16 protein-coding genes are annotated in these 18,675 nt (G+C 69.5%); 8 read left to right on the forward strand and 8 right to left on the reverse strand.

Annotated features, from left to right (window positions below; genetic code table 11):
* Positions 1-6 precede the first annotated feature (6 nt).
* Positions 7-2,007, forward strand: a complete 2,001-nt coding sequence (locus ACW14X_RS13350; RefSeq protein WP_457165885.1) for an NADPH-dependent 2,4-dienoyl-CoA reductase — start codon at positions 7-9, stop codon at positions 2,005-2,007.
* Positions 2,008-2,024: 17 nt separating this feature from the next.
* Positions 2,025-2,444, forward strand: a complete 420-nt coding sequence (locus ACW14X_RS13355) for an HIT family protein (protein ID WP_160025889.1) — start codon at positions 2,025-2,027, stop codon at positions 2,442-2,444.
* Here the strand turns inward: ACW14X_RS13355 and ACW14X_RS13360 are convergent, their stop codons facing one another.
* The gene (locus ACW14X_RS13360) at positions 2,445-3,695 is read right to left on the reverse strand and encodes a glycoside hydrolase family 1 protein (protein WP_350839957.1); all 1,251 of its coding nucleotides are present in this window, start codon (positions 3,693-3,695) and stop codon (positions 2,445-2,447) included.
* Positions 3,696-3,710: 15 nt separating this feature from the next.
* Between ACW14X_RS13360 and ACW14X_RS13365 the strand changes: the two genes are divergently transcribed.
* The 3 genes from ACW14X_RS13365 to ACW14X_RS13375 all read left to right on the forward strand — a co-directional run bounded on the left by ACW14X_RS13365 (position 3,711) and on the right by ACW14X_RS13375 (position 6,545).
* Positions 3,711-4,415 carry a pirin family protein gene (locus tag ACW14X_RS13365; protein ID WP_457165886.1) on the forward strand — a complete coding sequence of 235 codons (705 nt, stop codon included), beginning with the start codon at positions 3,711-3,713 and terminating at the stop codon, positions 4,413-4,415.
* A gap of 82 nt (positions 4,416-4,497) precedes the next feature.
* The gene (locus ACW14X_RS13370; protein ID WP_160025892.1) at positions 4,498-5,028 is read left to right on the forward strand and encodes a hypothetical protein; all 531 of its coding nucleotides are present in this window, start codon (positions 4,498-4,500) and stop codon (positions 5,026-5,028) included.
* Positions 5,029-5,042: 14 nt separating this feature from the next.
* The gene (locus tag ACW14X_RS13375; protein ID WP_160025893.1) at positions 5,043-6,545 is read left to right on the forward strand and encodes a flotillin family protein; all 1,503 of its coding nucleotides are present in this window, start codon (positions 5,043-5,045) and stop codon (positions 6,543-6,545) included.
* Between the two features lie 259 nt (positions 6,546-6,804).
* Here the strand turns inward: ACW14X_RS13375 and ACW14X_RS13380 are convergent, their stop codons facing one another.
* The 3 genes from ACW14X_RS13380 to ACW14X_RS13390 form a co-directional block, all read right to left on the reverse strand.
* Positions 6,805-8,604: a penicillin-binding transpeptidase domain-containing protein gene (locus ACW14X_RS13380; protein ID WP_457165887.1), complete on the reverse strand. Its 1,800-nt coding sequence runs from the start codon at positions 8,602-8,604 to the stop codon at positions 6,805-6,807.
* A gap of 196 nt (positions 8,605-8,800) precedes the next feature.
* The gene (locus ACW14X_RS13385; RefSeq protein ID WP_457165888.1) at positions 8,801-9,823 is read right to left on the reverse strand and encodes an SGNH/GDSL hydrolase family protein; all 1,023 of its coding nucleotides are present in this window, start codon (positions 9,821-9,823) and stop codon (positions 8,801-8,803) included.
* 131 nt (positions 9,824-9,954) lie between these two features.
* The gene (locus tag ACW14X_RS13390; protein ID WP_457165889.1) at positions 9,955-12,042 is read right to left on the reverse strand and encodes an MMPL family transporter; all 2,088 of its coding nucleotides are present in this window, start codon (positions 12,040-12,042) and stop codon (positions 9,955-9,957) included.
* 87 nt (positions 12,043-12,129) lie between these two features.
* Here ACW14X_RS13390 and ACW14X_RS13395 point away from each other — a divergent pair, with 87 nt between their 5' ends.
* Together ACW14X_RS13395 and ACW14X_RS13400 are read left to right on the forward strand one after the other, a co-directional pair.
* Positions 12,130-12,450, forward strand: coding sequence for a PadR family transcriptional regulator (locus ACW14X_RS13395; protein ID WP_160025897.1), 321 nt, complete (start codon positions 12,130-12,132; stop codon positions 12,448-12,450).
* 148 nt (positions 12,451-12,598) lie between these two features.
* Complete coding sequence (locus ACW14X_RS13400) at positions 12,599-13,237, forward strand: permease prefix domain 1-containing protein (RefSeq protein ID WP_457165890.1); 639 nt, start codon at positions 12,599-12,601, stop codon at positions 13,235-13,237.
* A gap of 169 nt (positions 13,238-13,406) precedes the next feature.
* On the opposite strand, the gene ACW14X_RS13405 is transcribed toward ACW14X_RS13400, so the two are convergent.
* The 4 genes from ACW14X_RS13405 to ACW14X_RS13420 are packed head-to-tail and all read right to left on the reverse strand — an operon-like array spanning position 13,407 to position 18,275.
* Positions 13,407-15,266 carry a DEAD/DEAH box helicase gene (locus tag ACW14X_RS13405; RefSeq protein WP_160025899.1) on the reverse strand — a complete coding sequence of 620 codons (1,860 nt, stop codon included), beginning with the start codon at positions 15,264-15,266 and terminating at the stop codon, positions 13,407-13,409.
* Between the two features lie 59 nt (positions 15,267-15,325).
* A complete protein-coding gene (locus tag ACW14X_RS13410) occupies positions 15,326-16,138 on the reverse strand; it encodes an MOSC domain-containing protein (RefSeq protein WP_457165891.1) in 813 nt (270 codons plus the stop codon).
* A 23-nt stretch (positions 16,139-16,161) separates the two neighbouring features.
* Entirely contained in the window at positions 16,162-17,985 is a 1,824-nt protein-coding gene (gene glmS, locus ACW14X_RS13415; protein ID WP_160025901.1) for a glutamine--fructose-6-phosphate transaminase (isomerizing), read from the reverse strand.
* Positions 17,986-18,011: 26 nt separating this feature from the next.
* Positions 18,012-18,275, reverse strand: coding sequence for a hypothetical protein (locus ACW14X_RS13420; RefSeq protein ID WP_160025902.1), 264 nt, complete (start codon positions 18,273-18,275; stop codon positions 18,012-18,014).
* Positions 18,276-18,488: 213 nt separating this feature from the next.
* Between ACW14X_RS13420 and ACW14X_RS13425 the strand changes: the two genes are divergently transcribed.
* Positions 18,489-18,620, forward strand: a complete 132-nt coding sequence (locus tag ACW14X_RS13425; protein WP_281285070.1) for a hypothetical protein — start codon at positions 18,489-18,491, stop codon at positions 18,618-18,620.
* Positions 18,621-18,675 lie beyond the last annotated feature (55 nt).

Raw genomic sequence — 18,675 nt, forward strand, 5'->3', positions numbered from 1 at the left:
CTGGCCATGGCGTACGAATCCCTGCTCTCACCGCTCACCATCGGGTCGCTCACGCTGCGCAACCGGGTGGTGATGGGGTCGATGCACACCGGCCTCGAGGACCACGCGTGGGACATCCCGAAGCTGGCCGCCTACTTCGCCGAGCGGGCACGGGGAGGCACCGGGCTGATCATCACCGGCGGCTACGCCCCGAACAAGCGCGGCTGGCTCAAGCCGTTCGCGAGCGAGATGAGCTCCCGGCTGCACGCCGCCCTGCACCGCCGGGTGACCGGCGCGGTGCACGAGGAGGGCGGCGCGATCGCGATGCAGGTGCTGCACGCGGGTCGGTACGCCTACACGCCGTTCTCGGTCAGTGCCTCGGCCGTCCAGGCGCCGATCAACCCCTTCAAGCCCGCGGCCCTCTCCGACAAGGCCGTCGAGGCGACCGTGAACGACTTCGCCAAGAGCATCTCGCTGGCGAAGAAGGCCGGCTACGACGCGGTCGAGATCATGGGGTCGGAGGGCTATCTGATCAACCAGTTCCTCGCCGAGCGGACCAACCAGCGCGAGGACCGCTGGGGCGGCACCGCGACCAACCGGATGCGGTTCCCGGTGGAGATCGTGCGTCGCTCGCGCGAGCTGGTCGGTGACGACTTCCCGATCATCTTCCGGCTCTCGATCCTCGACCTGGTCGAGGACGGCCAGACCTGGGAGGAGACGATCGAGCTCGCGTACGCATTGCAGGACGCCGGCGTCTCGGTCTTCAACACCGGCATCGGCTGGCACGAGGCTCGGGTGCCGACCATCATCACCCAGGTCCCGCGTGGGGCGTGGCTGGACATGACCGCCCGGCTCAAGGCCGAGGTGTCGGTCCCGGTCTGCGCCTCCAACCGGATCAACACCCCCGAGCTCGCCGAGTCGGCGATCGCCGAGGGCAAGGCCGACCTGGTCTCGATGGCCCGGCCGTTGCTGGCCGACCCCGAGTTCGCCAAGAAGACCGCCGAGGGCCGCACCGACGAGATCAACACCTGCATCGCCTGCAACCAGGCCTGCCTGGACCACGCCTTCTCCAACAAGGCCGCCTCCTGCCTGGTCAACCCGCGCGCGGCGCGCGAGACCACGCTGGTGCTCAGGCCGACCAAGCTCAAGCAGACCGTGGCGGTCGTCGGCGCCGGACCGGCCGGCCTCGCCGCCGCCACCTCGGCCGCCGAGCGCGGCTTCGCGGTGACCCTGTTCGAGAAGTCCTCGCAGGTCGGCGGCCAGTTCCGCCTCGCGATGGCCGTGCCCGGCAAGGAGGACTTCAAGGACACGCTGCGCTACTTCACCCGCCGCCTGGAGGTGCTGGGCGTCGAGGTACGTCTCGACACCGAGGCCACCACCGCCGACCTGGAGCCCTTCGACCACGTCATCGTCTCGACCGGCGTCACGCCGCGGATCCCGCAGATCGCCGGCTCCGAGGACGACCGGGTCATGACGTACGCCGACGTGCTCGCCGGCCGGGTCGTGCCGGGCCGCCGCGTCGCGGTCATCGGCGCCGGCGGCATCGGCGTCGACGTCTCCGCCTGGCTGACCCACCAGCCCGAGACCGTCGAGGAGTGGAAGGCCCGTTGGGGTGTCGGTGACCCGGCGACCTTCCGAGGCGGACTGACCACGCCGGTCCTGGACGCGCCGGCTCGCCAGGTGACCCTGCTGCAGCGCAAGTCCACCCCGATCGGCATCGGCCTCGGCAAGACCTCCGGCTGGGCCCACCGCGCCCACCTGAAGCAGGACGGCGTCAAGCAGGTGCGAGGCGCGACGTACGACAAGATCGAGGCCGGCGACGACTCCCTCACCCTCCACTACGCCGTCGACGGCGAGCCGCGCACGCTCGAGGTCGACCACGTGATCCTCTGCGCCGGCCAGGAGTCGGTGCGCGATCTGTGGACCGAGAAGCCGAACTGGCACCTGATCGGTGGCGCCGACGTCGCCGCCGAGCTCGACGCCAAGCGTGCGATCCAGCAGGGCACCGAGGTCGCCGCGGGCCTGTGACCCGATAGCCTCGGGGCATGAGCGATCCCGACTGCCTGTTCTGCAACATCGTCGCGGGCAACATCCCCTCGACGAAGGTCTATGAGGACGAGGAGACGTACGCCTTCACCGACATCGCCCCGGCGGCCGAAGGTCACACGGTGGTGGTGCCGAAGACGCACACCAAGGACGTCCTCGAGGCCGACCCGGCGGTCTTCGCCGCGACCGCCAAGACCGCCCAGGCGGTCGCGAAGCGGGCGGTCGACGTCCTGCAGGCGGACGGGGTCAACGTACTCAACAACTGCGGGCCGGCCGCGTGGCAGACGGTGTTCCACCTGCACTTCCACGTGATCCCGCGCTACACCGACAAGACCAGGGACTCGCTCACGCTCCCCTGGGTGCCGCACCCGGGCGACATGGACGCGATCAAGGCGATCGGCGAGAAGCTCGCCTTCTAGTCACCCCGTCGGGGCTCCCTCGGCGTGGGCGGCGACCATGTCGGCGTACCAGCCGAAGGAGCGTTTGGGCGTACGCACCCCGGCAGCGTCGACGTGCACCAGGCCGTACTTCCCGCCCACGCCGTCCTCCCAGTCCTTGCCGGTGAACGGCGCCTCCCAGCCGTCACGGTCGAGCAGGGTGTAGGCGTAGAAGCCGCGTACGTCGACACCGCGCTCGATCGCGGCCGAGACCGCCTCCAGGTGGGCCTCGAGGTAGTCGATCCGCGCCTGGTCATCGACCTCACCGTCGACCAACGGAGCATCGTACGCAGCACCGCACTCGGTCACCACGATCGGCGGCATCGCGGCGCGATAGCGGGATCGAGTGATGATCAGCCACTCCCGCAGCGCGGTGGGCACCACGCCCCAGCCGGTGTCGGTGGCGGGATAGCCGACGAGCGGCACCATCCGGAACGGGATGTCGTCGCCCTCGGCGGAGGCGCCGATGCGCTGTGGTGCGAAGAAGTTGACCCCGTAGAAGTCGAGCGGTGAACGGATGACGGCCATGTCGCCCGGCATCGTGACCTCGTCGGCGAGACCGGCGATGTCACGGGGGTAGCGGCCCATCAGCATCGCCTCGAGAGGCACCGCGTTCCAGGCCAGGTCGATGAGCTTGGCCGCGCCGACGTCGGCGGGATCCTCCGAGAGCGGCCAGATCGGCTCGTGGTGGTTGGCACAGCCGACCGACTCGACCCCGGCGGCGCGCAGCACCTGCACGCCGCGGCCGTGGGCGAGGAGCAGGTGGTGCATCGCCGCGACGACTCCCCAGCCCGCGCGACGGCCGGGCGCGATCGTGCCGAGCCCGTAGCCGAGGTAGCCGGCCACGTTGGGGTCCTGGACCGGCACCCACTCAGGGATCCGGTCGCCGATCAGGTCCACGACCGTCTCGGCGTAGTCGCCGAACGCGTCGACCGTGGCGCGGTTGAGCCAGCCGCCGTCGGCGGCCAGCGGCTCCGGCAGCTCCCCGGCATAGAGCGTGGCCGACGGGCGCAGACCAGCCTCGAGCAGCTCGTCGACCAGACGGTCGTAACGAGCGCGGGCATCGGGATCGAAGACACCGCGCCCACCCGGCTGAAGCTCACGCCAGGAGACCGCGAACCGGTATCCCGGCGCACCGAGACGTTGAAGCAGCGCAACATCCTGCTCGCCCCCCGGCCGGGTGGCGTCTGCAGTGCCGAACACGAAGCCAGTCGGGAACTTGGGAAACGCCACGGCACAATCATGACTGTGACTGCCCAGATCCGCCGAGGAAACGCCCGATTCACGGAACGTCCCCCCGGCCTCCGGCCAGGAAAAATTACCTGGCACACCTACTCATTCGGTTCCCACTACGACCCCGAGCGCGTCGGCTTCGGCCCGATCGTGACCTACGACGAGCACCTGCTGCGCAACGGTGAGGGCTTCGAGACCCATCACCACGCCGGCGTCACGATCGTGACCTGGCCGCTGTCCGGCGAGGTGACCCACACCGACTCGACCGGCACCACCGGGACCGTCGCCCCCGGCCAGGTCGGCGTCTTCACCACCGGCGACGGGGTCGACCACTCCGAGTTCGCCTCGGCCGCCGGCACCCGGTTCATCCAGGTGTGGATCGCCGGCAGCACCGGCGCACCGGCGTACGCCGTCCACGACGTCGCCGCGGTCGAGGGCGAGTGGACCGAGGCGGTCCGCCTGGACCAGGGGACACTGCGGGTCGGCCACGTCGGCACCGCCGGCCCTGCCGAGATCACCCTCCCGGAGGCGAGGCTCCGCCATCTCCACGTCGCCTCCGGCGCCCTCCTGCGCAGCGGAATGGCCGAGCCGCTCACCGCCGGCGACGCCTTCGAGGTGACCGCCGGGGACGACCTGCCGCCGGAATTCACGGTCAGTGCGGGCGTACCGACCGAGCTTCTGCTCTGGACCTTCGACCAGGCAGATCAACAGGCCGATTAAAGCGCGGACAGGCAGCATCAGACACGGATAGGGTCCGCCTAAGACTGCTGCTCAGTGTGGAGACTCTGCCGAAGGATTTGGTGTGACGACGTTCCTGATCATCGGAGCCGTCGGGCTGGGCCTCCTCCTGGTGTCGCTGGTGATCGGTGACCTCCTCGACGGCTTCCTCGGCGGCCTGCTGGACTGGCTGGCGAGTGACTCCTACTCCACCGCCGCGCTGGCCGGGTTCGTGTCGGCGTTCGGGTTCGGCGGTGCCATCGCCCACGGGCCGCTGGACCTCGGCCTGCTGCCGTCCATCCTGATCGGCTCCGTCGTCGGAGCACTCTTCGCCTGGTTCACGTTGTGGCTGACGCGCCTGCTGAAGGAGGACCAGACCGACGCGGCGCCCTCGGGGGAGGCCGCCGTCGGCCTGGACGCTGCCGTGATCACCACGATCCCGGCGGACGGGTTCGGCGTGGTGCGGGTCGCCCTCGGGGGCCACACGGTGACCTACAACGCCAAGGCGCCCGACTCCGATGAGGCGATCACGCCCGGCACCGCCGTGCACGTGACCGGAGTCCTCTCACCGACGGCAGTCACCGTCGCGCCGACGTGGCGCGAGATCACCTCCTGACTGAAGGAATCCTCATGGAACTGCTGGTGCCGATCGCCGGCCTTGTCGTACTTCTCATCCTGCTTCTGCTGCTGGTCACCAGCCGCTACAAGGTCGCCGGTCCCAACCAGGCCTTCATCGTCACAGGCCGCAAGGGCAAGGCGGTGCTCAATCCCGAGACCGGCCAGCTCACCACCGACCTGTCGGGCCAGAAGGTCGTGCTCGGCGGCGGCGTCTTCGTGGTGCCGTTCGTCCAGAAGCTGGCCACGATGGACCTCTCCTCGCGCCGGATCTCGGTCCAGATCCGCGGCGCGGTCTCCGGGCAGGGCATCAAGCTCAACCTCGAGGGTGTCGCGATCGTGAAGGTGGGCGGCAACGCCGACCAGATCCGGCTGTCCGCACAGCGCTTCCTCTCCCAGCAGGAGGAGATCGAGCCCTTCACGCAGGAGGTGCTCGCCGGCGCGCTGCGTTCGATCGTCGGCGGTCTGACCGTCGAGCAGATCATCCGTGACCGGGCCGCGTTCGCGCAGCGGGTCGCCGACGAGTCCGAGTCGTCGCTCACCGGCCAGGGCCTGATCCTGGACACGTTCCAGATCCAAGACGTCACCGACGACGGCTCCTACCTGACGAACCTGGGCCGCCCCGAGGCCGCCCGCATCACCCAGGCCGCCTCGATCGCCGAGGCCGAGGCCCGTCGTGCCGCCGAGCAGGCCCGGATCAAGGCCGAGGAGGAGATCGCGATCGCCCAGCGCGCGCTCGCGCTCAAGCAGGCCGAGATCAAGGCCGAGACCGACGCGGCCGCCGCCAACGCCGCCGCCTCCGGCCCGCTCGCCCAGGCCGACCGCGACCAGGCCATCCTCACCGAGCAGGAGAAGGTCGCCGTACGCCAGGCGGCGCTGACCGAGCGCCAGCTGGAGACGCAGGTGCGCAAGCCCGCCGACGCCGAGCGCTACCGCGTCGAGCAGGAGGCGGAGGGTCGCCGCAGCTCCGAGATCGCCGCCGCGGAGGCCCGCAAGGCAGCCACCATCGCCGCGGCCGAGGCCGACGCCGAGCAGGCCCGACTCTCCGGCGAGGCCGAGAAGGCCCGCCGTGCCGCACTGGCCGAGGCTGAGGCCATCGAGGGCGCCCGGCGCGGTGACGCGCAGAAGTCGCTGCGTCTGGCCGGCGCCGAGGCCACCCGGGCCGAGGGTGAGGCGAGCGCTGCCGCCACCCTGGCCGTCGGTCACGCCGAGGCCGAGGCGATGGAGAAGCGCGCCGCTGCGTTCGCGTCCTACAACGACGCCGCCGTGCTGCAGATGCTCATCGAGGTGCTGCCCCAGGTCGCCAGGGAGGTCGCCGCACCGATCAGCGCCATCGACAACCTCACCGTGCTCTCCACCGAGGGGGCCGGCGCCATTCCGAAGCAGGTCAACGACAACGTCATCCAGACCCTCAACATGCTCAAGACCACGACCGGTGTCGACCTCGGCGCGATGCTCCGCAAGGCCGCCGACTCCACTCCGGCGAACGGCACCGTGGAGATCCCGGCCGGGCAGTGACCGATCCACACATTGCTAACACCCGGTCACATATCCGGTAGAAAACCGACATAGACGTGACAGCCAGGAACAAGTCTGGTTATGTATCCACGTCGACGTAGGGAGGGAGCACTCCAAACCTCGACCGGGCCTCGCGGCCGAAAGGCCGCCAGGCTCGCCCCTCGAGCTTCTCTACTGTTCCCCCCGTCGGTAGAGAAACACCGAGGGAAATCGAATGTGGCCCGGCCTCACGGCCGGGCCACATCCTATTTGGCGGTCCTCAGCGCTCGTTGACCATCCGCAGGAACGCCTCGACGAGCGGGCCGGAGGTGGCGGCACCGTTCTCGCCCTCGTCGACGTAGACGGCCACGGCCAGGTCGCCCTGCGCCGCGATCATCCAGGTGTGGGTGAGGCGCTTGCCGTTGCGGTCGAACTCCGCCGTCCCCGTCTTCGCGATCACCGGCTTGCCCGGTACGTCGCGCAGCCCGCTGCCGGTGCCGTCGGTGACCACACCCCGGAAGATCGTACGCAGCTGCTCGGCCTCGTCGGCGGCGAGCGGCTCGACGCCCGACGGCTTGGCGACCTGGCCCTCGACGAGGGTCGGGACCACGGTGTGACCGGCCTGGATGGAGCCGATGACAGTGGCCATCACGAGCGGCGAGGCGAGCACCTTGCCCTGTCCGATCAGGTCGGCGGCGTGCTCGGTCTCGCCCGCCGGCTCGGGGATCTGGCCGAAGTAGGAGGTGAAGCCGGCGTCGCGGTCGATGCCGAAGCCCAGCGAGGCGGCGGCGGAGGCGATCTCGGCGTGGCCGACCTCGCCGGCCACGCCCACCATGGCGGTGTTGCAGGACTCGGCGACGGCGTGGGCGAGGGTGATCTCGCCGAGGGCCGACTTCGGGTACCAGGAGTCGTTCTTGAAGGTCTTGCCGTCGACGGTGGTCTTCGCCGGGCACTTGACCTGGCTCGTGGCGTTGAGACCCTTGCGCAGGAGGGCCAGCGTGGTCGCGGCCTTGAAGGTCGAGCCCGGAGCCGCCTGGCCGTAGGTGGCCAGGTTCATCTTGTTGTCCTCGCCGTTGGCGGCGACCAGCACGGCACCGTCGCTGGGCCGGATCGCGACCAGGGCGCTCTCGGGCTTGACGCGCTTCAGGATCTTCTCCGCGCCCTTCTGCAGCCGCTCGTCGAGGGTGACGGTGAGCGACTTCCCGTCGATCGGGTCGGTGCTGTAGAGCCGCTTGAGCACCTCGCCCTCGTCACCGAGCACCGCGACCTGGAGCCCGGGCTTCCCGCGCAGCTGCTCGTCATAGCGCGCCTGCAGGCCGGAGAGACCGGCGAGATCACCCGGGAGGTAGGTGCCGGGCTTCTTCTTCATCATCTCCGCCGTGACCTCACCGACGATGCCGACGACCGGCGAGGCGAACTCCTTGGTCGGGCCGAGCGGGAGGGTCCGGTTGAGCATCGCGGCGCCCTTGATCTTGGCGATCTTCGCGGCTTTGGCCTTCGTCATCATCGGCTTGCGGATCGAGAGCGCCTCGACGAACGCCTTGTCACCGGCCGCCTTGACGCGCTTGGCGTAGCGCTTCGGGTTGATGCCGACGATCGCGGCGATGTCGCGGGCGGCCGCGGGAGCCGCCACCGGGTCGATCAGGGTCTTGTCGATGCCGACCGTGACGACCGGTCGATCCGCGACCAGGGTCGCTCCGGACGTACTCAGGATCTCGCCGCGCTGCTGCTGGACGGTCTCGACGTGGAGGCTGCGTCCTTCGGCGAGCGTCGGGGCGACGACCGTCGGCTCCCAGACGAACTCCCACTTCTCGTCGGTCTTGCGGAGCTCGACCTCCGACTCGTAGGTCCATCGGCCGCCCGGCAGTCCCCACGCCCAGGTGAGCGTCGACTTCGCGCTGTCGGTGCCGTGGCCGGAGAAGACCGGCTTGGTCGCGGACACGTCGGGCGCGCCCAGCTTCCCGAACAGGTTGCCGGTCAGATTGCTGTAGTCGGTCGCGACGACGGCGGGATCGGTCTTCGCCACGAAGTCGACCTTCGTGAAGGTGCCGGTCTCCAGCGCCGTGGTCAGGGTCGACATGCTCGGACCCGGTTCCTTGGCCCCACCACATGCGGCAAGCAGCGGTAGGGCAACAGCAAGGGCCGCTATGCCCCGGGAGACTCGCATGGAACGGTTCTATCAGCCTTGCCCCCAAGATTGGGTTACACCCGTCCAACGCGGAGGTTGTGAAGCCGAGCGCGCCTGGTGGACACGCCCGGCTTCACCACGACCTGGATCAGTGCGTCGCCAGCCAGGCGTCCAGGTCGACGCCGCGCTGGTCGGCGAGCTTCTCCAGACGCTCACGGGTCGGCGGCTGGAACACCTTCGGCTCGATGTGGCGGTCGAGAGCGGCGTACTTCCTCTGCTTGACGGCCTGCGCGGGACCGGTCGCCTCGGCTGCGGCGACCACGGCGGGGCTCGCGGTGACGGCGGCGCCGGTGAGCGGCGAGCTCACCAGAGGGGTGTAGCCGTCACGATGGCCGGCGGCGTTGGCGTGGTAGGACTCCTCGATCGGGTTGGAGAGCCCGTTGATCCACTCGACGTCGTCGCAGACCGCGTGTCCGGTGAACCGGCTGATCGGGTTGACGTAGCTGAACCCGGCGGCGCTCGCCCGCGAGGCCGTGGTGTTGTTGAGGAGCACGGCGGTGTCGTTGAGGATCGCCTCGTCCGACGGGCTGAACCAGGTGGCCGCGTTGCAGTCCTCGCCCATGAACAGCTTCGGATAGCCCACGACCACCACCTTCGCGCTGGGCGCGGCCGACCGGATCCTCGAGTAGAGCGTGCCGAGGCTGGCCGGAAGCGTGTTGCGGATGTAGTTCTGCGCGCCCGCGACGGCTCCTGCGCAGTCGCTCGCCCAGGCGGGGAGAGCGCACTCGGTGATCACGTCGGCGAAGCCGGCGTCGTTGCCACCGACGGAGATGGTCACATAGCGGGTCGAGCTGGACAGGGCGCTGAGCTGGCTGTTGGTGACGTCGGCGACGACCGCGCCCGAGCAGGCGCGAAAGTTGAGGCTGTAGCCCTTCGCCGCGGCGACCAGGCTCGGGTACGCCAGGGTCGACCGCATGCAGTTGCTGCCGTCGTTGATGTAGTTGCGGGTGCCGACTCCGGATGAGTAGGAGTCGCCGAGTGCGACGTAAGGCTCCCCGGCCGCGTTGGCCGGGGAGCCTGGGGCGACGGCGAGGCCGGCGCCGAGAAGGGCGATGGAGGTGAGGGAGACCGCGAGGCGGACTTTGGACAGGCGGAAGGTCGAACCGTTCATGGCAACTCCCGAAAGCCAGGGACCGCTTGGGGGTGCGGTCCTTCCCTTCGGTTGTACGCGCCCTTACGGCCGCCCGCAGGAAATTTGTTGCACGTCCAAGTAACTGTCCGGAACCCGCTTACCCAGGTTCATCAGACGTTCTGCAGACGCGGCAGGAGCCGATCGAGCCACTTCGGCAGCCACCAGGCGCGGGCGCCGAGCAGCCGCATCACCGCCGGCACGATGAGGCACCGCACCACGACCGCGTCGAGCAGCACCGCCACCGCCATCACGAAGCCCATCTCCTGCAGCATCCGGTCCGGGCTGAACCAGAAGGCGCCGAAGACCACGACCATGATCGCGGCCGCCGCGGTGATGACGCCGCCGGTGTGCGCCAGCCCCTCCCGGACCGCCTCCTGGGCATCGCCGCTGCGCAGCCACTCCTCGCGCATCCGCGAGATCAGGAAGACCTCGTAGTCCATCGAGAGCCCGAAGACGATCGCGAAGGTCATCACCGGCAGGAACGCCTCGATCGGACCGGGCTCGACCCCGAGCAGCCCCTCCTGGAAGACGTACGTCATCGCACCCATCGAGGCGCCGATCGAGAGGACGTTGAGGATCGCCGCCTTGATCGCCACTGCCACGGACCGGAAGACGCACATCAGCAGCAGCGCGGAGAGCCCGACGACGAGCCCGATGAAGAGCGGCAGCTTCTCCCCGACCGCGTCGGAGTAGTCGATCAGCGCCGCGGTCGATCCGCCGACGAGAACGTCGTCGCCGAGATCCTCCCGGAGGTCCTTCACCAGCTCGGTGGTCTCGGCGTCCTGCGGCCCCGTCTCCGGGAAGGCGATGGAGGTGTACACCGCACCGTCGGCCGACGGCTGCGGCGGGGTCACGGAGCCCACGCCTTCGTACCCCGTGACCTCCTCGTACGCAGCGACCGCCTGCTCCTGGGAGCCTTCGGTCATGATGACGAGCGGCCCGTTGGCACCGGGGCCGAACTTGTCGCTGACCAGGTCGTACGCCTTCCGCGTGGTCGAGGACGGGTCGTCGTTGCCGGCATCGGCGAAGCCGAGCTGGAGGCCGAGGACCGGGGTGGCCAGCGCGCCGAGAGCGACCAGGGAGACGATCAGCGCGGCCCACGGGTGCCGCTGGACGCCGGATGCCCAGGCGCGCCAGCGCTGGCCGGGCTCACGCCGCGACCGGGCGGCGTGCTTGCGTACGGACTTCTCCAGGCGCTTGCCGAACAGCGTCAGCAGCGACGGCAGCAGGGTGACCGCGGCGATCATGGTCATCAGGACGGTGAGGGCGACGCCGAGCACGACCCCCTGGATCGAGGTCAGCTGCAGAACATAGAGCCCACAGAGCGCGAGGATCACGCTGACGCCGGCGAAGAGGACCGAGCGACCGGCGGTGTCGATCGCGGTCGCCGTGGCGTGCTCGCGGGTGGCGCCGCCGAGCAGCTCGCTGCGGTAGCGCGAGAAGACCAGCAGCGCGTAGTCGATGCCCACGCCGAGCCCGACGATCATCAGCATCGGCGCGGTGTAGTCCGGGATCGTGGTCACGTGCGAGAGCAGAGTGACCACGCCGAAGGTCGTACCGACCGCGAAGATCGCGGTGATCAGCGGCAGGCTCGCCGCCAGGAACGAGCCGAACATGAACAGCATGATCACCAGCGCGGCGAGCATGCCCATCCCCTCGGAGCTGCCGCCCTCGCCTTCGTTCACCTCGCGCATCGAGTCGCCGGCCATCTCGACCTGGAGGTCGTCGGTCGACGTCTCGTCCGCCAGCTCGAGGAACGGCTCATAGGCGCTCACGGGTAGCTCGCCTGCCTCGGCGTCCATCACGACGGTGACCAGCGCGGTCGTACCGTCCTCGCTCACCGACCCGCGCTGCGGATCCGCCGCTTCGACGGTCTCGACGTGCGGGACCTCGGCGAGGTCGGCGAGCAGCTGGTCCACGGCCTGCTGGTCGGTGTTCCAGCCGCGCTCGTCGTGGATGACCGCCCGCACCTGGTCACCGGTCGACCCGCCGTGCTCGGCCTGGAGGTCGGCCATCTCCTGCGACTGGGTGCCAGGGATGTCGAAGGAGTTGCGGTAGTCGTCGCCGATGCTCTGCGCCGCCGCCGTCACACCCACCAGGACGACCACCCACAGCAGCAGCGCGGTCCAGTGATGGCGTTGGGAGAAGGACGCCAGCCGCCGCAGCGGGCTGGGTCTCGTGATCGTCTGTGTGGTCATCATGTCTCCTGTCCTGTCTCGCCTGACTATAGGTAGCCTGGCAACATGTATGAAGACAATGTACGACGGTCTGTGTAGGCTGTCTACATGAAAGCCGACGCTCTCCGTGGCCACCTCGACTCGCTGATCCTGGCCGTCGTCGAGAAACAGCCCCTTCACGGCTACGCGATCATCGAGGCCCTGAGCGCCCGCAGCGGCGGCGAGCTCGACCTCCCCACCGGCACCATCTACCCCGCGCTACGCCGGCTGGAGAAGGCGGGCTACCTCGACAGCTCCTGGTCCGAGGTCGGCGGCCGCAAGCGCCGCACCTACGAGCTCTCCTCCGCCGGCCGCAGCGCCCTCGCCGCCCACCGCCAGGAGTGGCGTACCTTCGCCAAGGTCGTCTCCGGCGTACTCGGCGAAGCCTGACCCCCAGCCGAGACGGCACTTACGTCGGCCGAGACGGCACTTACGTCGGCCGAGACGGCAGTTGCGTCGGTCGAGACGGCACTTCTGGCGAGTCATTCAGGGAGTTCCCTGATGTGCGCGACACCGCTGAGGACGGAGGATTGACCGCATGAGCGCCGTCGACGTCTACCTTGCGGACCTGCGCGCCGCGATCCCCGGCCCGAGCTGGACCCGGCGCGACCTGCTGCGCGAGGCCGGCGACCACCTCGAGGACGCGACCGATGCCTACACGGCCGCGGGTTACACACCCACCGAGGCCGAGGCGCTCGCCCTCCGCGACTTCGGCTCGGTCGACGACGTCGCCCCCGGCTTCCGCGACACCGTCGCGATCGGCGCCGCCCGACGTACGGCCATCCTGCTCGTCCTCGTCATGCTCCCCCAGGCCTTCCTGTGGGACGGCGGGATCGAGCTCGGCGCGAGCGCCCACTCAGCCGCTCCGGAGAGCGGCCTCTTCCACGTCCTCGACATCGTCATCGGGTACGTCGGCACAGCAGGCGCCCTCGGCGCCCTGGTCGCCCTGGCGGTGACCGCGATCGGTCAGCGTTGGCTCCGGGTCGGGCGCCGTACAGCCCGACTGACCGCCGCCTGGTCCCTGGCCACGGCCATGATCGTGCCGATCATCGGCTTCACCATGCTGGCCCTGACCGGCGGCCTCACCGTGTTCCTGGCCCTCAGCGCCCTGGCCCTGATGGCCGCACCGTTCGCCCTGGTCGCCCTCTCGGCCCAGCGCACTCTCGCCGCCTGCTGAGACACGAGTGCCGCGTAGGCAGCGGTCGGTGAGTCCACGGTCGTCCTGGGCCGCCAGCGGGCCGTCCCTCTCGCCACTTCAGTCACAGCGTTCAGGCAATGCCTGCACTTCTCAGGCATTGCAATGCCTGAGAAGTGCAGGGATACCCGGTTAACCGGGTATCCCAACGTCAGTCGAACTTGCGCTTCTGCCGCGGCTTGCGGGGACGGTCGCCGAAGTCGGAGCTCCCCGGGCGGCCGCCCTTGTCGAAGCGACCACCGGAACGACGCACGGGGCCGCCGCCGGAGTCCTCGGAGAGCTCGATGAGCTTGCCGGAGATGCGGGTCGACTCGAGGGCCTTCCAGGTCTCCGGAGCCAGGTCCGCGGGGAGCTCGACGAGCGAGAAGTCGTTGCGGATGGAGATGTTGCCGAAGTCGGCGCGGCGCAGGCCACCCTCGTTGGCGATGGCGCCGACGATCTGGCGCGGCTCGACACGGTGGCGCTTGCCGACCTGGATCTTGTAGGTGGCCAGCGGCTGCCCGGTGTGGCGCGACGTACCAGTCTCGCGGCGGGGGCCACGGTCGCTGCCGCGGTCGTCGCGGTCGCGACGTCCGCGCCGGTCCTCGTAGGCGGGCTTCTCGGGCTCGGGGTCGAGGAGCAGCGGCTCCTCGCCGTGGAGCACCGCAGCCAGAGCGGCCGCGACGTCGACCTCGGGGACGTCGTGCTCCTCGACGTAGTGACGCACCACGTCGCGGAAGAACTCGATGCGCTCACCCTCCTGCAGCGCGGCGGTGATGCCGTCGTCGAAGCGGGAGAGGCGGGTCGCGTTGACCTCGTCGACCGAGGGCAGCTGCATCTGCACCGGCTGCGCCTTGGTGTGCTTCTCGATCGCGCGCAGCAGCCACCGCTCACGCGGGGTGACGAACGAGATCGCGTCGCCGGTGCGGCCGGCGCGCCCGGTGCGGCCGATGCGGTGGACGTACGCCTCGACATCGGTCGGCAGGTCGTAGTTGACCACGTGCGAGATCCGCTCGACGTCGAGACCGCGAGCCGCGACGTCGGTCGCGACCAGGATGTCCAGCGAGCCGTCCTTGAGCTGGTTGACGGTCTTCTCGCGCTGGGCCTGGGCGATGTCGCCGTTGATCGCGGTCGCGGCGAAGCCACGCGCGCGCAGCTTCTCGGCCAGCGACTCGGTCTCGGACTTGGTGCGGGTGAAGACGATCATGCCCTCGAAGTTCTCGACCTCGAGGATGCGGGTGAGCGCGTCGACCTTCTGGGGGTAGGACACCATCAGGTAGCGCTGGGTGATGTTGGTGGCGGTCTGGGTCTTCGCCTTGACCGAGATCTCCTTCGCGTCGCGAAGGTACTTCTTCGACAGCCGGCGGATCTGCGCGGGCATCGTCGCCGAGAAGAGCGCGACCTGCTTGTCCTCGGGGGTGTCGGCGAGGATGGTCTCGACGTCCTCCGCGAAGCCCATGTTGAGCATCTCGTCGGCCTCGTCGAGCACCAGGAAGCGCAGCTGGGAAAGGTCGAGCGTGCCCTTCTCCAGGTGGTCCATGATCCGGCCCGGGGTGCCGACGACGACGTGGACGCCACGACGCAGTGCGGTCAGCTGCGGGCCGTAGCCCTGGCCGCCGTAGACCGGCAGGATGCGTACGCCATCGAGGTTGGACGCGTAACGCTCGAACGCCTCGCACACCTGGAGGGCCAGCTCGCGCGTCGGCGCGAGTACCAGCGCCTGGGGCGCGTTCTGGTAGACGTCGAGGTTCGAGAGCACCGGCAGCGCGAATGCGGCGGTCTTACCGGTGCCGGTCTGCGCGAGACCGACGACGTCGCGGCCCTCGAGCAGCGACGGGATGGTCGCCGCCTGGATCGCCGAAGGCGTCTCGTAACCGAGCGCCTTCACGGCCTCGAGGACGCCTGCGGAGAGGCCGAGTGAGTCGAACGTCGGACCCTGCTCAGCCTCCACGCTGGACCCACCGCTGGGCGCACTCGGCTCCTCGGGCGCGGTAGTGGTGGATACGGCAGATTCAGGGTCGGTGCTCACCATCCAACGGTAGGCCCTTATAGCACGATCTCGGCATTCCTCGGCGCGGTGGTCCCGGTCACTCAGGAGACGATGACCTCGTCGCCGACCGCGATCTCGCCGGGATGGGCGACGGCGAGATGCACCGCCGCCCAGACCTTGCCGTCCCAGCGGCGGTGCTTGGCGAGAGCCCGGAGCGGGTCCTTGCCCGACTCCAGCGTGTCGGCGTCGATGGTCGTCATCACGCACCGGTCGATCGGGGCTGCGACCCGGAACCGAGCGCCGCCGATCGCGACCTCCCGCCAGCCGTCCTCGGCGAACGCCTCCGGGGCGCCCTCGATCAGCAGGTTGGCACGGAAGCGCTGCGCAGGGACGTCACCCTCGGCCCACGCGTCGATCTGGTCGGCCGAGGCGTCGGTGAGCAGCGACACCGGCGAGGAGTCGTGGAACGCGGCGAACTCACCGGGCCGATACTTGTCCGGGTTCATCGCCCGTTTCGTCGGGTCGGCACACCACATCAGCCTCAGGTCGTCGCGGCCGAGCGCCTTCCTCAGCCACGCGTCGGCAGGCTCCCCGACGGCCTGCGCGGTGAGCGACTTCGAAAAGAAACGTACGCCGACCGCCGGCGCCTCCCGTTCGGGCACCGCCACCTCCAGCGGGTCCATCTCGGGAGCGTTGAGCAGCAGGTCCACGTCCGCCGGTCCGCCGGTCGACGGCGTGTCCGCCACGACCGTGAACAGCTCCCTCACCTCACGAGCCGTCACCAGCTTGCCGCTGCCGTCGACGACCAGCCACTCGCGGTCGCCCACGATCCCGGCCCTGCCGACGTACGCCTCCTCGACCGGGCGGATCGCCGTCGACTTCACCGGATGGATGTTGATCCCTGCGAGGCGCATGGGGCCCATTGAAGCGGACACCGCTACTCGACCGTGACCGATTTAGCGAGGTTCCGAGGCTTGTCGACGTCATGGCCGAGAACCTTGGCGGCGTGGAAGGCGATCAGCTGGAGCGGGATCGTCAGCAGGATCGGATCGAGCTCGACCTCGTTCTTCGGTACGTCCACGCGCAGCGCGTCGAGCTCGCCGAGGTCGACGTCGGGGTGGGTGACGACGACCAGCGGCCCGCGGCGGGCGCTGATCTCGTGCAGGGCCGCGACGTTGCGGTCGGTCAGCTCGTCCTGCGGCACGATCGCCACGGTCGGAACGGACTCGGAGATCAGCGCGAGCGGGCCGTGCTTGAGCTCGGAGGTCTGGTAGGCCTCGGCGTGCCGGTAGGAGATCTCCTTCAGCTTCTGGGCGCCCTCGCGGGCGACCGGGTAGCCACGTACGCGACCGACGAAGAACATCGACTCGGCCTCGGCCAGCCGTGCCGCCACCTCCTCGAGGTGGGACTCGCTCTTGAGGATCTCCTCGATCTGGGTCGGCAGCGCCTGCAGGCCGGCGATGAGCCGCTTGCCGTCGGCGATCGAGAGGTCACGTACGCGGCCCAGCTGGAGCGCCAGCAGCGAGAAGGCGACGAACATGTTGGTGAGCGCCTTGGTCGAGGCGACCGCGATCTCCGGGCCGGCGTGCAGGTAGATGCCGCCGTCGACCGCGCGCGCGATCGCCGAGCCGACGACGTTGACGACACCGAGCACGCGCCCGCCCTTGCGCTTGATCTCCTGCACGGCGAGCAGGGTGTCGATCGTCTCGCCGGACTGGGACACCGCGACGTAGAGGGTGTCGGGCTCGATGATCGGGTTCCGGTAGCGGAACTCCGACGCCGCCTCGGCGTCGGCGGGAACCCGGGCGAGCTCCTCGATCAGCCCGGCGCCCATCTGGCCGACGTAGTAGGCCGAGCCGCAGCCGAGGATCTTCACCCGGCGGATCGCGCGCAGTTCGCGCGGATCGAGGTTGAGCCCGCCGAGATGCGCCGTGCCGAACCGCTCGTCGAGCCGGCCACGGAGCGCCCGCTCGACCGAGGACGGCTGCTCCAGGATCTCGGTGAACATCCGCGGCTCGTCGGCGAGCTCGCCGTACTCGTACGCCGAGGGATCCACATCGACCTCGCGAGCCGTGGTGGTGGTCGTGGTCAGGTCCTGCCGGAAGGTGGTGAACCCGGTCGCGGTGATGGTCGCGAGCTCGCCGTCGTCGAGGTGGGCGACGGTGGTGGTGTGGCGTACGACCGCGGCCAGGTCCGAGGCGACGTACATCTCTCCGTCACCGACGCCGACGATCAGCGGCGAGCCGTTGCGGGCGACGACCATGCGGTCCGGGAAGTCGGCGTGCACGACGGCCAGGCCCCAGGTGCCCTCGACCTGGGAGAGCGCGTCGACGACCTTGGCCTCGAGCGTGTCTGCGGTCGACGCTCCGATGAGGTGGGCGAAGACCTCGGTGTCGGTGTCGCTGACCAGCTCGACGCCCGCTTCGGTGAGCCGCTCCCGCAGCGAGGCGGCGTTGTCGACGATCCCGTTGTGGACGACCGCCACCCGACCATCGGCGGAGACGTGCGGGTGGGCGTTGGTGTCGTTGGCCGGGCCATGGGTGGCCCACCGGGTGTGGCCGATGCCGACCTTGCCGGAGAACCGCTTCGGCAGGGCGTCGACCAGATCGCGTACGCGGCCGGCCTTCTTCACCACCTGCAGCCTGCTGCCCAGCACCGCGACGCCCGCCGAGTCATAGCCGCGGTGCTCCAGCCGGGCCAGCCCCTCGGTGAGCAGGCCGGCGGCCTGCTGGGGTCCGATGTAGCCAACGATTCCGCACATGTGTCCCGTCCAATCCGTTCGTCGTTCTATCCGTAGATGAGCCGTCGCAGCTGCCGTTCGGTCAGCTGCGGCGCGGCAACGACCCGCGCCCGAAGCTCCTCGGAGAGCTGCGCGAAGATCGCGTCGTTCTTCGCGCCGTAGGTCTTCAGCTGTGCATGCCGGCGGCGTACGTAGGCCTCGACCGGTTCGTCGAAGTACGCCACGACGTCCTCGATCACGCGCGCCGCCTCTGCGGGCCGGAGCCCGGTGGTGGCGACCAGGTGGTCGATCAGCGCTTGCTCGGCCTTCACTCCACCAACTGTGAGCCACCCAGGGGGCAACGTTCAAATTTCTGCCCGATTTCGGGCAGAACTCGGCTTTTCGGCTCAAGTGGGGCGCCACACACCGCATCACACCTTTCGGTGTCTCGAAGTGGAGCGCCGCACGTCATCTTGTCGACTGCTTGGACATCGGAGTGGGGGTGCGGTACCTTAGGTGAACACAAGGTGAACAGGAGGTGTCTGGTGAACGGAAACAAAGTGACTGGCAAGCTCGAGCTCCGCTGGCTCCCCGTCGTCGACCGCCGCGGCCGTAAGCACATGGAGGCCCGCTGGGTCGAAGTCAGTGCGCCCGCGACCACTCGTCACGCTGCCTGACAACCGCTCAACGCTCTCGAGGCCCGCTCCCGACAGGGGAGCGGGCCTCGTGCGT

It is taken from the genome of Nocardioides sp. YJ-D4 (assembly GCF_054031495.1).